Here is a 21,433-nt window from a genome sequence, read left to right on the forward strand (position 1 = left end):
AGCGCGCCGCGGGTCCTCTGGCGCTAACGTGCCAGTTTGTCGGCGGCCTCTTGCAGGCCGTCGAGGATGCAGTCGGCCACGTGCATGGGGAATCCAGCCGGCAGTAGCGCGCGGACGGTCTTCACGACCTCGGGCGTGCGCGCCACCAGGTCGTCAATGACATGCTCCACCCCCTTACCGTCGTGATTCACTACGCCATGCTCGGTGCCCACGGCAATCCAGTGCCGACGCAGGATGTCGCGCATGACACGGAGGGGGTTTTCCGAGCGCACGGCCATGGCCATCTTGGCGTCGTACGGAGACAGCTGATCCGCCCCCTTGCCGATGACGGGGTAAGCCGAAAGCACGTCGTACAGCGGGGTGAGTTCGTAGGTGCCGCCCTGGCGCAGGAAAATGCTGAAGTTCTTCGCGTGGCCATCCGTGGCACGCAGCATCCAGAAGAGGACCTGGGCCTGGAAGAACGTGCGACGGTCGCGGTCAGGAGCGCGCGACGTGGCCAACAGCTTCATGATTTGGCGCACACCCGGCCCGCCGTCGGACTCGTACTTCGAATGCGGCGGGGTTCCCGTCGCCTGGCACATGTCTTCCTGCGGCAGCCGGACGAGCCAGCGCTTGCCCTCTACGTTCTCCCACCACATTCGGTCGAAGCGCTCGACCGCCAGCACCTTCATGTCCTCAAACATCAGGGGCTCGGTGCGCGCCACCGGCATTTGGTAGGCGCGCAGGACTTCGGAGCACAGCCACTCGTTTTCGACTGAGTCGCTCCAGTCGAACTTCATGTTTGCGACCAGGCCCAGCGGCAGCTTGAAGATGTGAGTGGTCGGTGTCGCGCCATGCGGCCGGCACCACCGCCCGTCGTACCAGAGCATGGCCGACTTTTCCTGTGCTCCGGCAATGGAGATGCGAAAGTCTTCATCCTCGGCGGCGTTGCGGCCCAGAGGGCCTGGCGCCAGGGTGTTGCGAAGCAGCTGGGCGATCTCGGCGTCGGTCATCGGAACCGCGTTCACCTCTTGAACGCCGTCCGGCGCCTCGGGGCCCGGCACCACCTGCAGCGCGCCGACGCAGTCCCGACCAACTTCAGCCAGCAGGGCGAACGAGTTGGTCGAGCCGGCCTGGTACCGACGTGCGACGCGCTCGCGGATTTCCTTGCTGTCCGGCAGCAGGTTTTCGAAGTAGGTGCGCACGGCTTCGCCACGGTGCGGGGGATTGCCCGGGGTGAAGGGGAGGGACAGCGACAGCGGGCGCCCCTGCTCGGAAGCCACCCAGGCGTCGGCATATTGCAGGACTTCTCCGACATGCGGTTGCACGCTCCAGGTACCGACGAATTCGCCGTTCATCCAGAGATTCAGGGTGCGGGTGTGTGAGCGTCGACCCATGGGCTCACCAGCTTGGGCCAGCCGACGCCTTGGGCGACGGCGATTCGCTGGTCTTGCGCAGCACGAGCTCGACGCCCAGGATGCTCAGAAGCTCCAGCAGGCGGTCGGCGCTGACCTTGTCGGCATGGCGCTCGAGATTAGACAAGGCCTGCTGGCTGACGCCCAGGCGCATAGCCGTATCCGCTTGGGTCAGGCCGGACTGTTTGCGAAAACCCTGGAGCAGCGCTGGCAGCTGCTCCGCCGTGCGGACGGTGAAATCGGGCATACAGGCCTCACGTTGTTTTGCTGATTTACAAATTATGTTGAGTAAAATCGAAATACTCAATTTAGGTTGTAAAGAACAAATACAATGCGGGGATTGTATTGACGTTTTACAACTCGGAAGCTGTAAAACGCCCCAGGCGGCGCTACGCGCGACGATTAGCCTTGCGACCGACTTTATTTCAAGTTTTCACGACCGGTGAATTTTCGCCGCTTCACTCCACCGTCACGCTCTTCGCCAGATTCCGCGGCTTGTCCACGTCCGTGCCGCGCGCGCATGCCGTGTGGTACGACAGCAGTTGCAGCGGGATCGTGTGCAGGATCGGCGACAGCTTGCCGTAGTTCTCCGGCATGCGGATCACGTGCATGCCTTCGGCGCTCTGGATCTTGCTGTCGGCGTCGGCGAACACATAGAGCTCGCCGCCACGCGCGCGCACTTCCTGCATGTTGGACTTCAGCTTTTCCAGCAGCTCGTCCTTGGGCGCGATGGTCACGACGGGCATGTGCTCCGTCACCAGCGCCAGCGGGCCATGCTTGAGTTCGCCGGCCGGGTACGCTTCGGCGTGGATGTAGCTGATTTCCTTCAGCTTCAGCGCGCCTTCCAGCGCGATCGGGTAGTGCATGCCGCGGCCCAGGAACAGAGCGTTTTCCTTGGAGGCAAAGCGGTCGGCCCACGCCATGATCTGCGGTTCCAGTGCCAGCACCGAACCGATGGCCACGGGCAGGTGGCGCAGCGCCTTCAGGTGCTCGGCTTCCTGTTCGTCGCTCAGGCGGCCGCGCGCTTGCGCCAGCGTCAGCGTCAGCAGGAACAACGCGGTCAGCTGCGTGGTGAAGGCCTTGGTCGACGCCACGCCGATTTCAACGCCGGCGCGCGTGATGTAGGACAGCTTGCACTCGCGCACCATCGCGCTGGTGGACACGTTACAGATGGTCAGCGTGTTTTCCATGCCGAGCGAACGCGCATGCTTCAGCGCGGCCAGCGTATCGGCGGTTTCGCCGGACTGCGAGATCGTCACCACCAGTGAACGCGGGTTGGGCACGCTGTCGCGATAGCGGTATTCGCTGGCGATTTCGACGGCGACCGGGATCTTGGCGATGGACTCGATCCAGTACTTGGCGGTCAGGCCCGCGTAGTAGCTGGTGCCGCAAGCCAGGATCAACAGCGAATCGATGTCCTTGAAGACCTTGAAGGCATCGTCGCCGAACAGCTCGGGCGTGATGGCTTCGATGTCTTGCAAGGTATCTCCGACGGCGCGCGGCTGCTCGAAGATTTCTTTCTGCATGTAGTGGCGGTAAGGCCCGAGTTCGGCGGCGCCCGTGTGCACGTGCACGGTGTGCACTTCGCGGTCCACGTTCTTGCCAGCGGCGTCCACGATCCAGACACGCGACAGCTGCAGGTCGACGACGTCGCCGTCTTCCAGGTAAATGATCTGGTCGGTGGTGCCCGCCAGGGCCAACGCGTCAGAAGCCAGGAAGTTTTCATTCTGGCCCACGCCCACCACCAGCGGCGAACCTTGGCGCGCGCCAACGACGCGGTGCGGTTCGTCACGGCAGAACACGGCGATGGCGTAGGCGCCATGCAGGCGGCGCACGGCGTTTTGCACGGCTTCGAACAGGTCGCCGGCGTACAGGTGATTCACCAGATGCGCGATGACTTCGGTGTCGGTCTGGCTTTCAAAGACATAGCCCACGGCCTGCAGCTCGGCGCGCAGTTCGTCGTGGTTCTCGATGATGCCGTTGTGGACCAGCGCGATGCGCGGCTCGTCGTTGCCCAGGTGCGAAAAGTGCGGATGGGCGTTGTGCGTGGCCGGCACGCCGTGCGTGGCCCAACGGGTGTGGGCGATGCCGGTGAACCCTTGCACCTTGTCTTCGGCGACCTGCTCGGCCAGTTCGGCCACGCGCTGCGTGCTGCGCGTGCGGCGCAGATGGCCGTCGGCGTAGACGGCGACGCCGCAGGAATCGTAGCCGCGATATTCCAGCCGCTTCAGGCCTTCAACGAGGATCGGGGTGATGTCGCGCTGGGCGACGGCGCCAACAATGCCGCACATAGGAGAGACTCCGCTAAGTTCGTGTACCGACGCATTGTGCGCGACCCACCAAGAAATATGATTTCTTTATATGCGAATAAGTGGAATTTAATTCCCTTACATAATTGTGATTAAATTATCTTTCTTAAAAACCACATTTTTGAATTAAACATGCAAAACGTGCCGATTTTGCTACCGGAACTTGATGATCTGGACCGGCGCATTCTTGAACAGTTACAAGAAGACAGCTCGTTGACCAACCAGGATCTGGCCGCGCGGGTGCATGCGTCGCCCCCGACATGCCTGCGGCGGGTGCGGCGACTGTTGGACGAAGGCGTCATCGACCGTCAGGTCGCCCTCCTGGCTGCCGACAAGCTGGGCAGCACGCTGACCGCGATCGTGGAAATCACGCTGGACGTGCAGGCGGCGGAAAGCCTGGATGCGTTCGAGCAAAGCATGCTGGTCGAGCCCGCCGTGCTGCAGTGCTATCGGGTGTCGCCAGGGCCGGACTTCGTGGTGATCGCGCAGGTCAAGGACATGCCGGCCTATCACGCGCTGGTGCACCGGGCGTTCACGGCCCAGGCGAATGTGCGCAACGTGCGCACGTTCTTCTCGGTGCACCGCGCCAAGTTCGAGACGCGGATCGACGTGCGCGGGTAACGCCAGGCGTCCCGTCTACCACCGGCCCAGCAGGCGCTCGAATTGCGCCAGGTAGCGGTTGCCCATCTCCTGGACGTCGTGTTCCGTCTTCACGTATGCGTAGGCGCGCTGCGTGACGTCGTCACGGAACGCGGCGTCGTCCAGGCAGCGGGCCATGCCGGCCGCCATGGCCTGGTGGTCGCCCACCGCCACCAGCACGCCGCGGCCGTCGGCCAGGCTTTCCTTCAAGCCACCCGCGTCGGTGGACACCACCGGCACGCGCTGCAGGAAAGCGTCCAGCACGCTGCTGCCCAGCGCTTCTTCTTCGGAGCTCATCACGAACACGTCGAGAATGCTGTAGAAGTCTTCGACGCCTTTGCGAAAGCCCGCAAAGCGGTAGACGTCTTCGATGCCCAGCTTCTTGGCTTCGTCCTTGGCCTGCTGCTCGCGATCGCCGCCGGCGCCGAAATGCAGGAAGACGAAGTCGCGGCGCGTCTTGGCCAGCTCGCCCACGGCGCGCACCAAGGTCACCGGGTCTTTGTCGCGGATCAGCGCGGCAGACGTCGCCATGACCTTTTTGCCCGCCAGATCGAATTCACGGACCAGGGCGGCAACGTTTTCCGCGTTGATCTCGTGCGGTTCGACGGCGCTGCGGATGATGACCGGCTCGATGCCCAGCCGGCGCGGTTCGCTTGCGGCCATCTCGCTGATGGCCACGAACAGGTTGGCATGGCGCCACTTGAAGCCCGTCTTCCACTCATCGCCCGGCTTGACCACGAACGACGTGCGGCGCGAAAACACCACCGGACTGCGATGCAGCCATTTCGTCAACACGGCCCACGTGATGGTGTTGGCGGTCTGCGCGTGGATGATGTCGTAGCGGCCGGCGCCAGCCAGGAACGCCAATTGACCCGGCACGTTGCGGCAGGTGTGGGCCACAAAGCCCTCTTGGCGGGCGCGCTCGGCAAGCGGCGCGCCCTCGCGGCACATCACTTCGACGTCATGGCCCGCCTTGCGGAAGGCGCGCATGCAATACAGCGTCTGCCGTTCGCCGCCGCGCCAGCCTTTTTCGAAGTTCAGTTGCAGGATTTTCATGCGCGCCCGATGCCGGAGTACTCGAAGCCCTGGCCGCGCACGTCGGCCGGCGTGTAGAGGTTGCGGCCGTCGATGATCAACGGCGTCTTCAGCAAGGCCTTCACGCGGTCGAAGTCGGGCGCGCGGAAGACCTTCCATTCGGTCGCGATCAGCAGCGCGTCCGCGCCGTCCAGCGCGTCGTACATGTCGGTGGCGAAGGTGATGCCGGGCTGGCCGATCAGCATGCGCGCGGCCTCGTGCATGGCCACCGGATCATAAGCGCGCACCTCGGCGCCACGGCGCGTCAGTTCGGCAATGACCGTCAGGCTGGGCGCTTCGCGCATGTCGTCGGTGTTCGGCTTGAACGACAAGCCCCACAGCGCGATCTTGCGGCCGCGCAGGTCTTCACCGTAGCGTGCCACCAGCTTTTCCGACAAGCGGAACTTCTGCGCATGGTTGGCGGCCTCGGCGGCTTCGATGACCCGCATGGGCAAGGCATTTTCCGCGGCGGTGTTGACCAGCGCCTGCACGTCCTTGGGGAAGCAGGAACCGCCGTAACCCGCGCCGGGGTACAGGAAGTGGTAGCCGATGCGAGGGTCCGCGCCGATGCCGCGGCGCACCTGCTCGATGTCGGCGCCCAGCGCTTCGGCCAGGTTCGCCATTTCGTTCATGAACGAGATGCGCGTGGCCAGCATGGCGTTGGCGGCATACTTGGTCAGCTCGGCCGAGCGCACGTCCATCACCATCAGGCGGTCGTGCGTGCGCTGGAACGGTTCATAGATGCGGCGCATCACGCCAACCGTGTAGTCGTCGTCGGCGCCGACGATCACGCGGTCCGGGCTCATGAAGTCGTTGATGGCGGCCCCTTCCTTCAGGAACTCGGGGTTGGACGCCACGCTGAACGGGATCTGGACGCCGCGCACGGCGAGTTCCTTGTCCACCACCGCGCGCACCCGGTCGGCCGTGCCGACGGGCACGGTGGACTTGTCCACGATCAGCTTGCGGGACGTCATGTGACGCGCGATGTTCTGGGCGGCGGCCAGCACGTATTTCAGGTCGGCGGAACCGTCTTCGCCGGGCGGCGTGCCCACGGCGATGAACTGCACGTCGCCGAAGGCCACGCTTTGCGCCACGTCGTCCGTGAAATGCAGGCGGCCTGCCTGCACGTTGCGGCGGACCAGGTCTTCCAGGCCGGGCTCGTAGATGGGAATGCCGCCCTGGCGCAGCAGGGCGATCTTCGCCGCGTCCACGTCCAGACACATGACGTCGTTGCCCATGTCGGCCAGGCACGCTCCCGACACCAACCCCACGTAACCGGTACCCACGACCGTGATTTTCATGCCTGCACGCCTTCAAAATAGGGAATCTTGCGCGCCCGGTCCCTGGACCAGGCGCTGGCCGCCATTATAGAAGCGGCCAGGGCGCTAGGGCGGACCCGCCTCAGGCCCCGTCGACACGGACCGGCGCTAGACCCGCAGTTTGTTGAACCGGACGGTGTTGACCACCACCGCCAGCGCGGCGCAAACCGTTCCCAGCACCAGCGCCAGCCCAGGGCCATGCGCGACGCTGACGCTGAACGCGATGGCCACCAGCGCCGTGCCGAAACTCTGGCCGAAAACCCGGGTGGTCGCCTGCAGGCCGCCCGCGGCCCCGCTACGCGAGCGGGGCGCCGCCGACAACATGGCGCGGTTGTTGGGCGTCTGGAAGAAGCCGAAACCCACTCCGGCCACGAACATGCCCGCCACGATGAACCAATTGGATACCGACGACGGCAGCAACGCCAGCCACAGCATGCCAGCCACCATGGTCGCCGCCCCTACGCCGCTGAGAGTGGCGGCGGAATAGCGGTCGGACAGCCGGCCCGCCAGCGGCGCGATGATGGCGGTGCCCACGGGCCAGGCGCCCATCAACATGCCCACCTCCAGGTACGGACGGCCAAGCACCTGCTGAAAATAGAAGGGCAGCGACACGTATGACGCCATTTGCGCGGCGAAGGTGCAGGCCGACGCGCCCACGGCGAACGCCAGCGGGCGGATGCGCAGCAGGTCCACCGGCACCAGCGGCGCCGGCTGCTTGCTGACGCGGCGCACCAGCACCCAGCCCGCCACGGCCGCGATCGCCACCAGGCCGATGCCCCGCAGCAGATCCTGACCCATCATGTCCACGCCCGAAATGAAGACGCCCAGCGTCGCCATGCAGAGCAGGGCGCTGACCCAGTCCAGCTTCACCTCGTTGCGCGGCACTTCAGGCAGGTGGCGCAGGCCGAACATTGCCAGCACGCAGATGGGCAGGTTTACCGCGAAGATCCAGGGCCACGGCGCGACCGACAGGATGGCGGACCCGATGGTGGGGCCCAGCACCGACATCACGGCCACCGTGGTGGCGTTGATGCTGATGCCCCGGCCCAGCATCTTCAGGGGATAGATGTTGCGCACCAGGCCGCCGAACATGCACATCAGGGTGGCGGCGCCCACGCCCTGGAACACCCGCGCCGCGGTCAGTTGCCACAGCGTGCCGGCCAGCGCGCACCCCAACGAGGCCAGGGTGAACAGTATCAGGCCAAAGGTGAACATGCGGCGAAAGCCGATGCGTTCGGCCAGCGCCGACAACGGCAGCAGCGTCATCACCACCGCCAGGTTGTAGGCATTGACGATCCAGACGGCTTCGGCGGGCGAGGCGTGGAGATCGACGGCGATGGTGGGCAGCGCCACGTTGGCGATCGTGGTGTCCAGCACCGACAGGCTGATGCCCGTCATCACCGTGGCTGCCGCCCAGTACCGGCGGGGGGCCGGCAAACCGTCGGGCGGCGCGGGCTTGGCGCCCCCGCCCGGCGGTGTGTCCCGGGCGGAGTCGTTCTCCGCCATCACGACTTTTTGACCGGACGCTGCCAACCCTCGACCGTAAGCTGTTTAGCGCGCGACACGGTCAGCTTGTCGGCCGGCGCGTCGCGGGTCAAGGTAGTGCCTGCGCCGAGCGTCGCGCCGCGGCCCACGCGCACGGGCGCCACCAGTTGAGTGTCCGAGCCAATGAAAGCGTCGTCTTCGATGACCGTGCGGTGCTTGTTCACACCGTCGTAATTGCAGGTGATCGTGCCGGCGCCCACGTTCACGCGCTGGCCGATGTCGGCGTCGCCGATGTAGGCCAGGTGATTGGCCTTGCTGTCCGCGCCCAGCACGCTTTTCTTGATCTCGACGAAGTTGCCGACGTGGCTGCGGTCGCCCAGTTCAGCGCCCGGGCGCAGGCGGGCATACGGGCCCACGCGAGCATCCCGGCCCACTTCGGCCTGCTGCAAGTGACTGAAGGCTTCGATCTGGGTGCCGGCGCCGACGGTCACGTCGCGCAGGACGCAGTGCGGGCCCACGCGCACGCCATCGGCCAACGTCACGTTGCCTTCGAACACGCAACCCACGTCGATGAACACGTCGCGCCCGCACGTCAGCGTGCCGCGCACGTCAAAGCGCGCCGGATCGGCCAGCGTGACGCCCGCTTCCAGTTGGCGGCGGGCCTGCTCGCCCTGCCAGCGGCGTTCCAGTTCGGCCTGTTGCACGCGGCTGTTCACGCCCAGCGTTTCCCAGCCCGCGCCGGGTTGGGCCGCGCCCACCGGCACGCCATCGGCAACAGCCAGGCCGACCACGTCGGTCAGGTAGTACTCGCCCTGCGCGTTCTTGTTGTCGATGCGGGACAGCCAGTCTTTCAGCCTGGCGGTCGGGGCGGTCAGAATGCCGGTGTTCACTTCCTTGATGGCGTGTTCCGCTTCCGAGGCGTCCTTGTGCTCGACGATGCGGCACACATTGCCCTGGGCGTCGCGCACGATGCGGCCATAACCCGTGGAATCCGCCAGGACTTCCGTCAGCACGGCGGCGCCCGCGGCGCGCGCGGTCAGCAGGCGTTGCAGCGTGTCCGGCTGCACCAGGGGCACGTCGCCGTACAGCACCAGCGTCACGTCGTCCTTGCCGTCGCCTTCCAGCAGCAGCGGCACCGCTTGCTGCACGGCGTGGCCGGTGCCTTGCTGCGGCTGCTGCAGCACGAAGTGCAGGTCAGCCTGGCCGTCGAACGCCTGTTTGACGCGATCGGCGCCATGGCCCACCACGACGATGATGCGCGCCGGCTTCAGTTGGCGCGCGCTATCCAGCACGTGGCCCAGCATCGGTTTGCCGGCCAGCGTGTGCAGCACTTTGGGAAGATCGGACTGCATGCGTTTGCCCAGTCCGGCGGCAAGAATCACTACGTTAAGCATAAGTTCCATGAAAGGTTGGGACGGCCGAGCGGCCTTGCGGCCGTCTCGCTTGTCGATTGAAAGGGGGTCAGGGCTTGCCGTCGGCAGCCCCGGATTTCTTGGCGGTCTTCGTCGCGGATTTGCCGGCCGTCTTGGCGGCAGGCTTGCGCGACGCCGGTTTGGAAGCCTTCGCTTCGGTCTTCGCGGCGGCCTTGGATTCGCCAGGCTTGGCCCGCGCATCCGCGCCTGGGTCCGTGCCCGGCGGGGCGGGCGTGCCCGGCATGGACGCGGCGGTGGCGGCCGCAATCTGGTTGAACTGCTGCTGCAGCAGATCCCACCATGCCTTGGACGCCGATTGCGCGGCGGCGCCCATTTGTTCGCTCATGCCTTGCATGGCCGACTCCGGCGTGGCCTTGTCCGCGGCCCCATCCGCCTCCGCGTCCTTGCCGGCCGGCGCATCTTGCGCGCGGCCTTGCGCCGACGACGAATTCGACGCTGGCTTGGCAGCAGTTTTGGGCGCGGGTTTCAGGCCCAGCACCACTTCAAGGGGAGACGCCGCGCCGCTATCGCGCATCGCGCCCATGTCCATATTGGCCGCGCTATCCACGAACGCGCGCAACGTGCTGATGGTGGAGCGCTGCACTTCCATGCCCTGGATGGTGGACGACAGCATCGACAGGTTCATGCGCAACCAGTTTTCAACCGAGCGCAGTTCCGCGATGCGGCGGTCCAGGTCTTCAAGGTTCATGGGAGGCGCCATCGGCAAGCTACTGGCCAGACCGCCGGGTCCGGTCAGACCCGCCCACGCCTGGCGCATCATTTCCATGCTGGCCAAGAGGGGATTGCCCGACAGGTCGGAATTCTGTCCCATGCCAGGAAGGACGAACGGGTTCGTGAATTGGTCGCTCATGACAGGTCTCCCCAAATGCGGATGGTTTCCGCCGGCTGCCGGTCAACCCGGCACCAGCTGGTTATTCTCCACGCGCACCCGGTCGCCCGAGGCAAAGGCGAACGGCTGCGCGCTGCGGAACTGGCGCGCACTACCGTCGCCCATGCGGACCGTCAGCTCATAGTGCGTCACCGTTTGTTGCTGTCTGATATTACGCTCAACTTCACGGCCTGCCAAAGCGCCGCCCACGGCGCCCAGCACGGTCAGCGCCGTCTTGCCGCTGCCTCCGCCAAACTGATTACCCACAACGCCTCCCACGACGCCGCCGCCGATGGTGCCGACCAGATGATTGCTATCGTCCTTCGCGGGGACTTGCACCTGGCGCACCGACTCCACCACGCCGCAGCTCTTGCAGGCTTGCGGCGCCGGGGCCGGCGCGGGGGCCGAGGCAGCGGGACGGGGCGCCGCGGCAGAGGCCGGACGGCCGGTTTGGGCGGGCGCAGGCGGCTCGGAGGCTTGCGAGGCGGAAGCCTGCGGCGCGGGCGCCAGGTTGGCGCTTTCCGGGCCTGCGCTGACCACGGGCGCATCCGCGTGGGGATTGGCCGACGGCGAGGGCAACCAGCCCATCACCGCGGCCACGCCCACCGCGCACATGACAATGACGGCAATCGCCGCGGCGGCGACCAGCGGGTGCAGGCCGCGGCGCGGGGTGTCGATTCGGGTGGTATTCATGACGAAGCTCCATCGTAACTAACCGGCATCGGTATAGCACCCGGGCGCCGTTTCGGCATGTTGCGATGGTGACGCTTCTTTGCAGCCGCCGGGCCGGTGGACAGGCCATCCCATTCGTGGACAATAGGCGCATGGATTCCATTTCCCTGCCCCAGCTCGAACAGGCGATCAACTATTGGCGCAACTTGTCGCCATCGGTCGGCGACGAATCGCGCCTGTGCCCCGAAGCCGCGGCGCTGGCCACGCCCTACGCCCTGATGATCATCACCCACCGCCACGACATCCCGGTGGCCGAGCTCAATGAAAAAGCCCAGGCGGCACTGGCCGGCTGGGCTGCTTCGGGCGCGCGCGCCCCAACCGATCCCTGATCAGCCTTTCAGCAGGGCCTTGATGTCGTGCGTCAGGGCGTCCACGCCCAGGTTGTTGTTGGCCAGCACGCGGGATTCGCCCTTGCCATCCAGCAAATAGAACGCGGCGGTATGGTCCATCGTGTAGTTGCCGTCCTTGGTGGGCGCCTTGGCGTAGTACGCCTTGAACGACGCAGCAGCCTTTTTGACCTGGTCCGGCGTGCCGGTCAGGCCCAGGAAGCGCGGATCAAAGGCCGTGACGTACTGCTTCAGCACGTCCTGCGTGTCGCGCTCGGGGTCCACGGTGATCAGCAGCACCTGCACGCGCTCGGCGTCCGGGCCCAGCTTCTTCATGACTTCGGTCAGCTCGGCCAGCGACGTGGGGCACACGTCGGGGCACTGCGTGAACCCGAAGAACACCACCACCACCTTGCCGGCGAAGTCGGATAACTGGCGCGTCTTGCCGTTGGTGTCGGTCAGTTCCATGCCGCGGCCCAGCTGGGTGCCGCTGATGTCGCTGCCTTTGAACGTGGGCGCGCTTTCGCCGCAAGCGGCAAGAGCGGCGGTGAAGGCGGCAGCGGCGCCGAAGCGCAGGGCCAGCCGGCGGCTGGCGGAAAACACGGACATCAACAACCTCCAGGGGGTCAGCGCAGCAGGCCGACCCAGTGGTCCACCAGCAGGGCGCCGAACAGCAGCGCCAGGTAGAGAATGGAAAAACGGAACATGCGGCGCGCCAGCTCGTCGCTATAAGCGCGGTACAGGCGCCAGGCATACGAGACGAACATCCCGCCCAGCACCAGCGCCGACAGCAGATAGAGTTCGCCGCTCATGCGGATGGCGTAGGGCAACAGGGTCGTGGCCACCAGCGCCACGCTGTACAGCAGGATATGCAGGCGCGTGAACTGGTTGCCGTGGGTGACCGGCAGCATCGGCAGGCCGGCCTTGGCGTAATCGTGGTTGCGATACAGCGCCAGCGCCCAGAAGTGCGGCGGCGTCCAGATGAAGATGATCAACACCAGCACCCATGCTTCGGCAGGCACCGAATCCGCCACGGCAGCCCAGCCCAGCGCCGGGGGCATCGCGCCGGACAGGCCGCCAATCACGATGTTCTGCGGCGTGCGCGGCTTCAGAATGACGGTGTAGATGACGGCGTAACCCACAAAAGTGGCGAAGGTCAGCCACATGGTCAGGGGGTTGACCAGCGTGTACAGCACGAACATGCCTGCGCCGCCCAGCAGGCCAGACAGGCTCAGCACCTGGAAAGCCGAAATGGTGCCTTGCGCCGTGGCGCGGCGGGCCGTGCGCAGCATGCGCGCGTCGACCTCCTGTTCGATCAGGCAGTTGATGGCGAAAGCCGCCGCGGCAAGGAGCCAGATGCCAATCGTGCCGAACAGCACGCGGCGCATGTCGGGGATGCCCGGCGCGGCGAGGAACATGCCGATGACTGCGCAAAACACGGCCAGCTGCGTGACGCGCGGCTTGGTGAGTACGAAGTATTGGCGAAACAATCCGGATTGGGGAGCGGCAAGACTGGTCATAGTGGACCCTATTTTAAACGCGCACCGAATTGGGGCCATAGCCCGCCGCCGGCGCGCCTCCCGCTGTGGACAAACGCACCATCAGCACCACGGCGGCCAAGGTCAGGCCCGCGGCTCCTCCATTGTGCAGCACGGCGATCAGCAGCGGCCACTGAAAGAAGATGGTGGTCAGGCCGGTGAACAATTGCGCCGTCAGCAGCGCCAGCATCAGCGTGGCGGGGCCGCGCAGCCCCGGTTCGGCCCGCAGCCGCCAGGCCAGCGTGCCCAGGTACAGGAACACGACAAAGGCGAAATTGCGGTGCACCCAGTGGATTGCCGTCAGGGCCGGCTGCGAGATCATCTCGCCCGAGGGCAATTCACCCAGGCCGCGGATCACCGAATAGCCGCCGTGGAAGTCCATGTCCGGCACCCACTTCCCGTGGCACATGGGGAAATCCATGCAGGCCAGCGCGGCATAGTTGGTACTGACCCAACCGCCCAATGTCACCTGCACCAGCAGCAGACCGAACCCCACCGCCACCCACGGCTTCCAGCGGGCCGCCGCCGCGCCGACAGGCAGATGTGGCCGCTCACGGGCAGACAGCCAGGTCATCAACGCCAGCACCGACAGCCCGAACACCAGATGGGACGTCACCACGGCCGGCATCAGCTTGTGGGTAACCGTCCAGGCGCCAAACGCGCCCTGCACGCACACGGCGACAAGCGTCGTGACGGCCAACGCGGGCGAACGGCCCAGTTCGCGCCGATAACGCCACGCCATATAGACGATGCCGATGATGAGCATGCCCAGGATGGTCCCGACATAGCGGTGGATCATCTCGATCCAGGCCTTGGACATCGTCACGGGACCGAAGGGCATCGCTTGCGACGCCTGGTGGATGTCGCCCTGCGCACCCAGTGGCGTCACGCTGCCGTAGCAGCCGGGCCAGTCGGGGCAGCCCAGGCCCGAGTCCGTCAGGCGCACGAAGGCGCCGAACATGATCAGGTCCAGGGTCAGAAACCAAGTGAAAAAAACCAGCTTGCGATACCGCGCTTTGATGCGTTCCATTTCCCTACCATTACTCTGCCGTGCCGCGCGAGTCCCGCGGCACGTGAAACCCGTCATCCAATCCTGGAGTTATAGACCAGCTTGCTGATGTCTTTGCGCACTTTGACGCCGTCGGCTTCGGCGGGGTACTGCATCATCAGATTGCCCAGCGGGTCGATCACCCACATCGGCTCCGGCAGCCCGGGCTGGCCGGCGGCCGTGTCCCGCGCCAGCAGGTAGCGCGCCAGTTGATCGGGATCGGCGCGCAGCATGACCGTGCCCTTGTAGGCTTCCAGCACCTTGTCCGGCACCGGCGCGTCATCGGTGATGAACCAGACGCGCGCCAGGCGGTCCACGTTCTTGCCCTGGCTGGCGTGGCTGTTGCGCGTGATGTAGAGCTTGCGGGCGCAGCTTTCGGGGCAGGCCGCGCCGTCCGCCGTCACCAGCAGCCACTTGCCCTTCAGGCTTTGCAGGTCGAAAGGCTTGCCGTCCAGCGTGGTCAGCGTAAGCTCGGCCGCCGCCGGCATCGGGCGCTGCGGCGACACCAGCGTGCCGTAATTGCTGGAATCCGCCGGCCACCACTGCGGGTTCATGTACACCACGAAGGCGGCCACGATCGGCGCCAGTGAACACAGAAACACCAGCAGCATAGGCATCAATGAGCGCTTGCCTGCAGGCTTGTTGGATGAAATATCGCGAGCCACTTTATATCCTGGATGATTCGTTCATGGACGCACGCGTCAGGCCGGGGGGCCGTTTCGCGCGCGCTGGCGCATGCGCTTGATGGCGCCCCCCAGCACCACCAGCCATGCGATGGCGGCTATCAGACCAAACGCGAACCACTGCACGGCGTAAGACGTGTTCTTCTGAAAATCCACCGACGGCTGCGGCCAGTCCCGGATCAGGCCGCCGGCGGCGCCCGGGTCCGCCGGGCCCGTCTGGCTCAGCACCACCGGCAACAGGTTCAGCCCCGTCGCGCGGGCATAATCGGCAAGCGGCAGGTTCTGCACCTGCGGCACGCTGCCGTTTGCCACGGGCAGCGCCTTGGGCAGCGCGGATTGATCCTGCCCGCCCATCGACCAAAGCTCGAACATGCGTGGCACACGGTCGGAGAGTTCACCGGTGACGGTCTGTGCGCCTTCGGGCGTTGCCGGCAGCTTGGGTTCGCCCTGGCCCTGGATCACGCGCGGCAGCCAGCCCCGCAGCACCACCACCGCCTGCCGCGACGACGCATCCAGCAGCAGCGGCGTGGCCAGCCAGTAGCCGGGCCTGCCGTCGTGGTTGCGGTTGTCCAGCAGTACACTGAATTGCGGCAACCATGTGCCGCTGGCCTGGGCCACGCGCCACGCGGTCATGTCGTCGGAAGGCGTTGCCGGCGTCAGCATCAGCGGCGCCTGCTTGCGGCCCGCCTCGATCGCCGCCAGAATGGCGCGTCGCTCGTCGCTGCGACGCAACTGCCATTGCCCCAGCGACACCAGAATCACCACGGCGATGCCAAGCAGGAGTAAGGCGGCTACCGTGTAGCGGGTTGAATGCGGTCGGGCCATGTATCGTTGCTAACTCTGTTTTGTCCGGAGACCACCATGCGCGTTTTCGTCGTACTGGCCTTCATCGGGATTCTGGCCAGCCTGGCATCCGCCCTGGTCTACCTGATGCGGGACAAAGGCACTACCAGCCGCACCGTCAATGCACTGACCGTGCGCATCGGGCTGTCGGTCGCCCTGTTCCTGTTCGTGCTGTTCGCCCATCACATGGGCTGGATCGAAAGCACCGGGCTTAGATAGGCCGGCGGGGGCATCGGTTCCCCCTTATTGCAACAAAGCGCGATCGGCGCCCGGCATTATCGCCGCCCGGCCCCTTATCGCGCTTTGCCCGCCCTGCGCCGCAGAGCGGGTCCGTGCCGGCCTGCGTCAGAACCAGTAGACGAACAGGTACAGGCCCAGCCACACCACGTCCACAAAGTGCCAGTACCAGGCCGCGCCTTCAAAGCCGAAGTGATGATCGGCGGTGAAGTGGCCCCGGATCAGACGGATCAGGATGACCGTCAGCATCGTGGCGCCCAGGATCACGTGGAATCCGTGGAAGCCGGTCAGCATGTAGAACAGCGACCCGTACGCGCCCGAGTTGAACTTCAGGTTCAGCTCTGTGTACGCATGGTGGTATTCGGCGGCCTGACAGGCCACGAAGATGAAGCCCAGGATGACCGTCGCGGCCAGCCAGAACATCGTCTTGCCGCGGTGGTTCTCGCGCAGCGCATGGTGCGCGATCGTCAGCGTGACGCCCGAGGACAGCAGCAGCGCGGTGTTGATCGTGGGCAGCCAGAAGGGGCCCACCGTCTGGAACTGCTCGACCACGCCGGCCGGGCCGAAGTTGGGCCAGGCTGCCTTGAAGTCGGGCCACAGCATCAGCCGGTGGTCGATGTCGCCCAGCCACGGCGTCGTGATCGTGCGGGTGTACCAGAGCGCGCCGAAGAAGGCGGCGAAGAACATCACTTCAGAGAAGATGAACCAGCTCATGCCCCAGCGGTAGGAACCGTCGATGCGCTTGCTGTTCATGCCGGCTTCGGATTCCTGGATGGCGTCGCCGAACCAGTAGTACAGCACGACGATCAGGCCGATGAACCCCGCCAGCACCGCCCATTTGGCCCAGTCGACGCCGTTGATCCAGGCCGCGGCGCCCAGCCCCATGAACAACAGCGCCACCGCCGTACGCACGGGATGCCCCGAGTCGGCGGGCACAAAGTAGTACGGTGCCTCTTTACCTTGAACCGAGTGGCTTGCACTCATGGCTTTCTCCCTGGTACAGATTTATAGATTAAGTGATTCAAGTCAGGCTAGAAACGGCCCAACGCACAATTAATACCAGCACAGTAACGAAGATTGCCGCTGCCAGCAGCCCAGCCACGATCACGTGCACCGGGTTCAGCTTGGCGCTGTCTTCCCGGTAGCCCGCGCCCTTGCGCACGCCGAAGAACCCCCACGCCACCGCCTTCATGGTCTGAAGAAAGCTCAGCTTGCGCTGAGTGGTTTCGTGCAGGTCGTCGCTCATGGTCGTGGCCTAGCCGACCGCGTTGCCGGTCAGCAGCGCCGAGCCCCGCAACACGGTCCAGGCAAACACGGCAAGGACGAAAACCAGCAGGACCAGCCCTGCAATTTTGTTACGGCGGCGCTGCTCGGGTGTCATTGCTGTGCTACCTGGAACATGAAAGGCGGGTTCACTTCACTTCGGGCGGCGTTTCGAAGGTGTGGAACGGGGCCGGCGAGGGCACTGTCCATTCCAGCCCTTCGGCGCCTTCCCACGGCTTCGCCGCGGCGACTTCGCCCTTGCCCATGTAGCAGCGAATGATCGCCCACAGGAAGATCAATTGCGACAGGCCGAACCAGAACGCGCCGATGGTGGCCATCTGGTGGAACGTCGTAAATTGCGCGGCGTAGTCGGCATACCGGCGCGGCATGCCGGCCAGGCCCAGGAAGTGCATCGGGAAGAAGGTCACGTTGAACGAGATCAGCGTCGACCAGAAATGCAGCTTGCCCAGCTTTTCGCTGTACATGCGGCCGGTCCACTTGGGCACCCAGTAGTAGGCGCCGGCGAACAGCGCGAACAACGAACCCGCCACCAGCACGTAGTGGAAGTGAGCCACCACGTAGTAGGTGTCGTGCACCTGGATGTCGATCGGGGCCACGGACAGGATCAGGCCGGTGAAGCCGCCCATCGTGAACACGAAGATGAAGCCGATCGAGAACAGCATCGGCGTCTCGAACGTCATCGAGCCGCGCCACATCGTGGCGACCCAGTTGAACACCTTCACCCCGGTGGGGATGGAGATGAGCATGGTGGCATACATGAAGTACAGCTGGCCCGTCACCGGCATGCCCGTCGTGAACATGTGGTGGGCCCACACGATGAACGACAGCACGGCGATGGAAGCCGTGGCGTACACCATCGAGGCATAACCGAACAGCTTCTTGCGGGCGAACGCGGGCACGATGGCCGACACGATACCGAACGCCGGCAAGATCATGATGTAGACCTCGGGGTGCCCGAAGAACCAGAACACGTGCTGGTACAGGACCGGGTCGCCACCGGCGGCCGCGTTGAAGAAGCCCGTGCCGAAGTGGCGGTCGGTCAGCACCATGGTGATGGCCGCGGCCAGCACCGGCATCACGGCCAGCAGCAGGAACGCGGTGATCAGCCAGGTCCAGCAGAACAGCGGCATCTTCATCAGCGTCAAGCCGGGCGCGCGCATGTTCAGGATGGTCACGATGATGTTGATCGCGCCCATGATCGACGACGCACCCATGATGTGCATCGCGAAAATGCCCAGATCCATGCCTGGACCCATCTGCAGGGACAGCGGCGCATACAGCGTCCAGCCCGCGGCGGTGGCGCCGCCCGGCACGAAGAACGACGCGGTCAGCATGATCGCGGCCACCGGCAGCAACCAGAAGCTGAAGTTGTTCATGCGCGCGAACGCCATGTCGGATGCGCCGATCTGCATCGGGATCATCCAGTTCGCGAAGCCCACGAAGGCCGGCATGATGGCGCCGAACACCATGATGATGCCGTGCATGGTGGTGAACTGGTTGAACAGTTCGGGGCGGAAGAACTGCAGGCCCGGCTCGAACAATTCGGTGCGCAGCAGCAAGGCAAGCGTGCCGCCTTCCAGCAACATGGCAAACGAGAAGATGAGATACATCGTCCCGATGTCTTTATGGTTCGTGGCGAATAGCCAGCGGCGCCAGCCCGTGGGCATGGCGTGGTGGTGGTCATCGTGACCGTGGCCGTGGCCCGGCGACACGTGGTCTACAGTGACGCTGCTCATGATGGACTCCTTCCTGCTGAGTGCCGCCCCCGTTCCACGGGGACGGCAGGGTATCTCTAACTAAACGGAACCGGTTCTAACGGTGGGAACGCAGGCGCGCGATCAACGCGCGGCCGCGACGTCCTTCGGTAGAACCGTCGGGTCCTGCCCCTTGCCTGCATTGCTCCAGGCATGGCGCGTATAGCTGATGACCGCTGCGATCTCGACATCATTGAGCTGCCCGCCGAATGCCGCCATCGCGGTGCCGGGCTTGCCCTTGAGCACGGTGTTGATCTGGCCCGCCTTGGGGCCCAGAACAACCTTGTCTCCGTCGAGCGGTGGGAAACTGCCCGGAATGCCCTTGCCGTTGGCCTGGTGACAGGCTACGCAATTGGCGGCGAAGACCTTCTCGCCACGGGCAACCAGTTCGGCTTCCGTCCACTCTTTATTGGGATCGTCGGCGTTTGCCGCCATCTTCTTTTTCTGGTCTTCAACCCACTTATCGTAGTCGGCCTGCGCCAGGACTTCCACGACGATGGGCATGAAGGCGTGGTCTTTGCCACAGAGTTCCGCGCATTGGCCACGGTAGATGCCGGGTTTTTCCGCACGGAACCAGGCGTCCCGCAGGAAACCGGGGATGGCATCCTGCTTGACGCCGAAGTCGGGGATCATCCAGGAGTGGATGACGTCGGCCGCGGTGAGCACGACCCGCACCTTCTTGTCCACCGGGACCACCATGTGGTTGTCCACTTCCATCAGGTAGAACTCGCCCTTGGGCTCGCGGTTCTCGATCTGCGCGCGGGGCGTGGACAGCGTGGACAGGAACTTGACGCCGGCAGCGGAGCCGTCGAGGTATTCATACCCCCACTTCCACTGATAGCCGGTGACCTTGATGGTCAGGTCGGCGCTTGAGGTGTCTTTCATGGCCACGACCGTCTTGGTGGCCGGTAGCGCCATGGCGATGACGATGATGAAGGGAATGACCGTCCAGGCGACTTCCACGCCAAGATGCTCATGGAAGGTCGCGGCCTTGTGCCCGCGGGACTTCCGGTGTGCCCAGATGGAGTAGAACATCACCCCGAACACACCAATGAAAATCACGATACAGATCGTGAGCAGCAACCAATGCAGCCACATGATGTCGCGCGAAATCGCCGTGACACCCTCATGCAGGTTCAGCTGATTGACCTTCGGGCCGCCGGGCATGTCTTGCACCTGAGCGTTGGCCACGCTGCCAATCAGCATCGCACAAGCCCCCAGTATCCCTCTCCACTTCTTCATGCTTACCTCGAAACACGGCGCGAGGGCCCTTGTCGCCTAGTGGCACGAGTGTCACTTCAACAGGACTACGCGCAATTATTAGATGGCAGGGCTAGGCAGGGAGATAGAGCGGCCCCCGCATTCCCACTCGAAATCACAAAGAAACTGGCGGATTATAGCGGACACGCAAACAGTTGTAAGACGGGCCTCTTGATTTCGTAGGCCCCGCCCCCATCTGCACGCGCCTCTTGACCGCGCGCCATAAACAGGGTGGCATAAAATCACCGCCAACTTCATCACGGCGCCCAACGATGCCCAAGCAGTTGTCCGATTTGTATGCCGACCTTTGCGCCCGCGCACAGGAAGCCGCCCCCGACGGCGCGCACGCTTTATATATAGCGGGGCGCCGCTGCGGGTGGGCGACGCATGCGGCGTGCGACGCGCTGCGCGACGCGCCCCGCATCGTGTGCGACGACACGGCGCTGCATATCGGCCGCGACCTGACGCCGGGCGCCGAGCTGAACACCGTGCTGGAAAACGCCGCGGAACTGTTGCGTCAAGCCAACTGCCTGCGCGGCTGGCGTGACGAGTTGCTGGATGTGATGGACGGCGTGCTGCCCCTGGGCGTGATCGAACGCGCGGCGGTGCGGCCCCTGGGCCTTCTGACCAAAGCGGTGCATCTGAACGCCTGGACCCCGGATGGGCGGCTGTGGGTCGCGCGGCGCGCGCTCAGCAAATCCACCGATCCCGGTATGTGGGACACGCTGGTGGGCGGCCTGGCGGGCTGCGGCGAAGATCTGGAATTGGCCTTGCTGCGCGAGTGCGGCGAAGAAGCGGGCCTGGATGCGCCCGACCTGGTCCAGCGCACACCTTTGCGCACCATTCTGCGCATCCACCGCCGGCTGCCAGAGGGCTATCAGGTCGAAGACGTGCTGACCAGCACCTGCGTGCTGGCGGCCGACGCCCGTCCCGCCAACCGGGACGGCGAAGTCATGCAGATCGCCACCGTGGACGTGGCGACCGCCGTGCGGCAGGTCGCCGAGGGTGAATTCACGCTGGAAGCGGCGCTGGTGATCATCGAAGACATCATGCAGCGTCAGGCCGCCGGCCAGATCTGAATCAGCGCGGGGCGACGCCGGGCTCGCCCACCAGGCCGGAGGGCGGCTCGCCCGGCGCTTCGACGCCTGCGGCTTCCGCCGCTTCGGCGGCCTGGGCCGGGCTGGGGGCAGACACCGGGGCGGGGATG

Annotated in this window: 23 protein-coding genes; 4 read left to right on the top strand and 19 right to left on the bottom strand. The window is 65.1% G+C overall.

Annotated features, from left to right (window positions below):
* Positions 1 to 23: 23 nt before the first annotated feature.
* The 3 genes from CQ050_RS22375 to glmS form a co-directional block, all read right to left on the bottom strand.
* Positions 24 to 1,337, bottom strand: a complete 1,314-nt coding sequence (locus CQ050_RS22375; protein WP_233214231.1) for a type II toxin-antitoxin system HipA family toxin — start codon at positions 1,335 to 1,337, stop codon at positions 24 to 26.
* Positions 1,338 to 1,380: 43 nt separating this feature from the next.
* Entirely contained in the window at positions 1,381 to 1,641 is a 261-nt protein-coding gene (locus CQ050_RS22380) for a helix-turn-helix domain-containing protein (RefSeq protein ID WP_105559013.1), read from the bottom strand.
* Positions 1,642 to 1,852: 211 nt separating this feature from the next.
* Complete coding sequence (glmS, locus tag CQ050_RS22385; protein WP_105559014.1) at positions 1,853 to 3,685, bottom strand: glutamine--fructose-6-phosphate transaminase (isomerizing); 1,833 nt, start codon at positions 3,683 to 3,685, stop codon at positions 1,853 to 1,855.
* Between the two features lie 150 nt (positions 3,686 to 3,835).
* Between glmS and CQ050_RS22390 the strand changes: the two genes are divergently transcribed.
* The gene (locus tag CQ050_RS22390; protein WP_105559015.1) at positions 3,836 to 4,324 is read left to right on the top strand and encodes an Lrp/AsnC family transcriptional regulator; all 489 of its coding nucleotides are present in this window, start codon (positions 3,836 to 3,838) and stop codon (positions 4,322 to 4,324) included.
* 15 nt (positions 4,325 to 4,339) lie between these two features.
* On the opposite strand, the gene CQ050_RS22395 is transcribed toward CQ050_RS22390, so the two are convergent.
* From CQ050_RS22395 to CQ050_RS22420, 6 genes are all read right to left on the bottom strand, one after another.
* Positions 4,340 to 5,398: a glycosyltransferase family 4 protein gene (locus CQ050_RS22395; protein WP_105559016.1), complete on the bottom strand. Its 1,059-nt coding sequence runs from the start codon at positions 5,396 to 5,398 to the stop codon at positions 4,340 to 4,342.
* Positions 5,395 to 6,717 (bottom strand): UDP-glucose/GDP-mannose dehydrogenase family protein, encoded by a 1,323-nt coding sequence (locus CQ050_RS22400; RefSeq protein ID WP_105559017.1) that lies wholly within the window; start codon positions 6,715 to 6,717, stop codon positions 5,395 to 5,397. The genes CQ050_RS22395 and CQ050_RS22400 overlap by 4 nt, the downstream gene beginning before the upstream one ends.
* Positions 6,718 to 6,843: 126 nt before the next feature.
* Positions 6,844 to 8,241, bottom strand: coding sequence for an MFS transporter (locus tag CQ050_RS22405; RefSeq protein WP_105559018.1), 1,398 nt, complete (start codon positions 8,239 to 8,241; stop codon positions 6,844 to 6,846).
* Complete coding sequence (glmU, locus tag CQ050_RS22410; RefSeq protein WP_105559019.1) at positions 8,241 to 9,614, bottom strand: bifunctional UDP-N-acetylglucosamine diphosphorylase/glucosamine-1-phosphate N-acetyltransferase GlmU; 1,374 nt, start codon at positions 9,612 to 9,614, stop codon at positions 8,241 to 8,243. Before glmU ends, CQ050_RS22405 begins: the two co-directional genes overlap by 1 nt.
* 67 nt (positions 9,615 to 9,681) lie before the next feature.
* Positions 9,682 to 10,503 carry a PhaM family polyhydroxyalkanoate granule multifunctional regulatory protein gene (locus CQ050_RS22415; protein WP_105559020.1) on the bottom strand — a complete coding sequence of 274 codons (822 nt, stop codon included), beginning with the start codon at positions 10,501 to 10,503 and terminating at the stop codon, positions 9,682 to 9,684.
* Positions 10,504 to 10,545: 42 nt separating this feature from the next.
* The gene (locus tag CQ050_RS22420) at positions 10,546 to 11,214 is read right to left on the bottom strand and encodes a glycine zipper 2TM domain-containing protein (protein WP_105559021.1); all 669 of its coding nucleotides are present in this window, start codon (positions 11,212 to 11,214) and stop codon (positions 10,546 to 10,548) included.
* Positions 11,215 to 11,345: 131 nt separating this feature from the next.
* Here CQ050_RS22420 and CQ050_RS22425 point away from each other — a divergent pair, with 131 nt between their 5' ends.
* Positions 11,346 to 11,582 (top strand): DUF3717 domain-containing protein, encoded by a 237-nt coding sequence (locus tag CQ050_RS22425; protein ID WP_105559041.1) that lies wholly within the window; start codon positions 11,346 to 11,348, stop codon positions 11,580 to 11,582.
* Here CQ050_RS22425 and CQ050_RS22430 read toward each other — a convergent pair whose 3' ends face one another.
* From CQ050_RS22430 to CQ050_RS22450, 5 genes are all read right to left on the bottom strand, one after another.
* Entirely contained in the window at positions 11,583 to 12,188 is a 606-nt protein-coding gene (locus CQ050_RS22430; RefSeq protein ID WP_105559022.1) for an SCO family protein, read from the bottom strand.
* A gap of 17 nt (positions 12,189 to 12,205) precedes the next feature.
* On the bottom strand, positions 12,206 to 13,099 hold the full coding sequence (gene cyoE, locus CQ050_RS22435; protein ID WP_105559023.1) for a heme o synthase: 894 nt from the start codon (positions 13,097 to 13,099) through the stop codon (positions 12,206 to 12,208).
* A 13-nt stretch (positions 13,100 to 13,112) separates the two neighbouring features.
* Positions 13,113 to 14,147, bottom strand: a complete 1,035-nt coding sequence (locus CQ050_RS22440; protein WP_105559024.1) for a heme A synthase — start codon at positions 14,145 to 14,147, stop codon at positions 13,113 to 13,115.
* A 53-nt stretch (positions 14,148 to 14,200) separates the two neighbouring features.
* On the bottom strand, positions 14,201 to 14,782 hold the full coding sequence (locus tag CQ050_RS22445; RefSeq protein WP_105559025.1) for a hypothetical protein: 582 nt from the start codon (positions 14,780 to 14,782) through the stop codon (positions 14,201 to 14,203).
* Positions 14,783 to 14,866: 84 nt separating this feature from the next.
* A complete protein-coding gene (locus CQ050_RS22450) occupies positions 14,867 to 15,673 on the bottom strand; it encodes an SURF1 family protein (RefSeq protein WP_105559026.1) in 807 nt (268 codons plus the stop codon).
* A gap of 36 nt (positions 15,674 to 15,709) precedes the next feature.
* On the opposite strand from CQ050_RS22450, the gene CQ050_RS22455 reads away from it, so the two are divergent.
* Positions 15,710 to 15,910, top strand: a complete 201-nt coding sequence (locus CQ050_RS22455) for a twin transmembrane helix small protein (protein ID WP_006224570.1) — start codon at positions 15,710 to 15,712, stop codon at positions 15,908 to 15,910.
* A gap of 126 nt (positions 15,911 to 16,036) precedes the next feature.
* Here CQ050_RS22455 and CQ050_RS22460 read toward each other — a convergent pair whose 3' ends face one another.
* From CQ050_RS22460 to coxB, 5 genes are all read right to left on the bottom strand, one after another.
* Positions 16,037 to 16,912 carry a cytochrome c oxidase subunit 3 gene (locus tag CQ050_RS22460; RefSeq protein ID WP_105559027.1) on the bottom strand — a complete coding sequence of 292 codons (876 nt, stop codon included), beginning with the start codon at positions 16,910 to 16,912 and terminating at the stop codon, positions 16,037 to 16,039.
* 37 nt (positions 16,913 to 16,949) lie between these two features.
* The gene (locus tag CQ050_RS22465) at positions 16,950 to 17,174 is read right to left on the bottom strand and encodes a DUF2970 domain-containing protein (RefSeq protein ID WP_105559028.1); all 225 of its coding nucleotides are present in this window, start codon (positions 17,172 to 17,174) and stop codon (positions 16,950 to 16,952) included.
* A 9-nt stretch (positions 17,175 to 17,183) separates the two neighbouring features.
* A complete protein-coding gene (locus CQ050_RS31175) occupies positions 17,184 to 17,309 on the bottom strand; it encodes a cytochrome oxidase small assembly protein (RefSeq protein ID WP_233214233.1) in 126 nt (41 codons plus the stop codon).
* A gap of 31 nt (positions 17,310 to 17,340) precedes the next feature.
* Positions 17,341 to 18,948 carry a cytochrome c oxidase subunit I gene (gene ctaD / locus CQ050_RS22470; protein WP_105559029.1) on the bottom strand — a complete coding sequence of 536 codons (1,608 nt, stop codon included), beginning with the start codon at positions 18,946 to 18,948 and terminating at the stop codon, positions 17,341 to 17,343.
* Between the two features lie 102 nt (positions 18,949 to 19,050).
* On the bottom strand, positions 19,051 to 20,208 hold the full coding sequence (coxB, locus tag CQ050_RS22475; RefSeq protein ID WP_105559030.1) for a cytochrome c oxidase subunit II: 1,158 nt from the start codon (positions 20,206 to 20,208) through the stop codon (positions 19,051 to 19,053).
* A gap of 290 nt (positions 20,209 to 20,498) precedes the next feature.
* Here coxB and CQ050_RS22480 point away from each other — a divergent pair, with 290 nt between their 5' ends.
* The gene (locus CQ050_RS22480; protein WP_105559031.1) at positions 20,499 to 21,305 is read left to right on the top strand and encodes an NUDIX hydrolase family protein; all 807 of its coding nucleotides are present in this window, start codon (positions 20,499 to 20,501) and stop codon (positions 21,303 to 21,305) included.
* The last annotated feature ends 128 nt before the right edge of the window (positions 21,306 to 21,433 follow it).

Origin of the sequence: Achromobacter sp. MYb9 (assembly GCF_002975275.1) — a bacterium.
Taxonomy (GTDB): Bacteria; Pseudomonadota; Gammaproteobacteria; order Burkholderiales; family Burkholderiaceae_B; genus Achromobacter.

Excerpts from the sequence above, each read along its gene's own strand:
- CQ050_RS22375 (WP_233214231.1), bottom strand. The coding sequence starts at position 1,337 with ATGAACGGCGAATTCGTCGGTACCTGGAGCGTGCAACCGCATGTCGGA.
- CQ050_RS22380 (WP_105559013.1), bottom strand. The coding sequence starts at position 1,641 with ATGCCCGATTTCACCGTCCGCACGGCGGAGCAGCTGCCAGCGCTGCTC.
- glmS (WP_105559014.1), bottom strand. The coding sequence starts at position 3,685 with ATGTGCGGCATTGTTGGCGCCGTCGCCCAGCGCGACATCACCCCGATC.
- CQ050_RS22390 (WP_105559015.1), top strand. The coding sequence starts at position 3,836 with ATGCAAAACGTGCCGATTTTGCTACCGGAACTTGATGATCTGGACCGG.
- CQ050_RS22395 (WP_105559016.1), bottom strand. The coding sequence starts at position 5,398 with ATGAAAATCCTGCAACTGAACTTCGAAAAAGGCTGGCGCGGCGGCGAA.
- CQ050_RS22400 (WP_105559017.1), bottom strand. The coding sequence starts at position 6,717 with ATGAAAATCACGGTCGTGGGTACCGGTTACGTGGGGTTGGTGTCGGGA.
- CQ050_RS22405 (WP_105559018.1), bottom strand. The coding sequence starts at position 8,241 with ATGGCGGAGAACGACTCCGCCCGGGACACACCGCCGGGCGGGGGCGCC.
- glmU (WP_105559019.1), bottom strand. The coding sequence starts at position 9,614 with ATGCTTAACGTAGTGATTCTTGCCGCCGGACTGGGCAAACGCATGCAG.
- CQ050_RS22415 (WP_105559020.1), bottom strand. The coding sequence starts at position 10,503 with ATGAGCGACCAATTCACGAACCCGTTCGTCCTTCCTGGCATGGGACAG.
- CQ050_RS22420 (WP_105559021.1), bottom strand. The coding sequence starts at position 11,214 with ATGAATACCACCCGAATCGACACCCCGCGCCGCGGCCTGCACCCGCTG.
- CQ050_RS22425 (WP_105559041.1), top strand. The coding sequence starts at position 11,346 with ATGGATTCCATTTCCCTGCCCCAGCTCGAACAGGCGATCAACTATTGG.
- CQ050_RS22430 (WP_105559022.1), bottom strand. The coding sequence starts at position 12,188 with ATGTCCGTGTTTTCCGCCAGCCGCCGGCTGGCCCTGCGCTTCGGCGCC.
- cyoE (WP_105559023.1), bottom strand. The coding sequence starts at position 13,099 with ATGACCAGTCTTGCCGCTCCCCAATCCGGATTGTTTCGCCAATACTTC.
- CQ050_RS22440 (WP_105559024.1), bottom strand. The coding sequence starts at position 14,147 with ATGGAACGCATCAAAGCGCGGTATCGCAAGCTGGTTTTTTTCACTTGG.
- CQ050_RS22445 (WP_105559025.1), bottom strand. The coding sequence starts at position 14,782 with ATGCCTATGCTGCTGGTGTTTCTGTGTTCACTGGCGCCGATCGTGGCC.
- CQ050_RS22450 (WP_105559026.1), bottom strand. The coding sequence starts at position 15,673 with ATGGCCCGACCGCATTCAACCCGCTACACGGTAGCCGCCTTACTCCTG.
- CQ050_RS22455 (WP_006224570.1), top strand. The coding sequence starts at position 15,710 with ATGCGCGTTTTCGTCGTACTGGCCTTCATCGGGATTCTGGCCAGCCTG.
- CQ050_RS22460 (WP_105559027.1), bottom strand. The coding sequence starts at position 16,912 with ATGAGTGCAAGCCACTCGGTTCAAGGTAAAGAGGCACCGTACTACTTT.
- CQ050_RS22465 (WP_105559028.1), bottom strand. The coding sequence starts at position 17,174 with ATGAGCGACGACCTGCACGAAACCACTCAGCGCAAGCTGAGCTTTCTT.
- CQ050_RS31175 (WP_233214233.1), bottom strand. The coding sequence starts at position 17,309 with ATGACACCCGAGCAGCGCCGCCGTAACAAAATTGCAGGGCTGGTCCTG.
- ctaD (WP_105559029.1), bottom strand. The coding sequence starts at position 18,948 with ATGAGCAGCGTCACTGTAGACCACGTGTCGCCGGGCCACGGCCACGGT.
- coxB (WP_105559030.1), bottom strand. The coding sequence starts at position 20,208 with ATGAAGAAGTGGAGAGGGATACTGGGGGCTTGTGCGATGCTGATTGGC.
- CQ050_RS22480 (WP_105559031.1), top strand. The coding sequence starts at position 20,499 with ATGCCCAAGCAGTTGTCCGATTTGTATGCCGACCTTTGCGCCCGCGCA.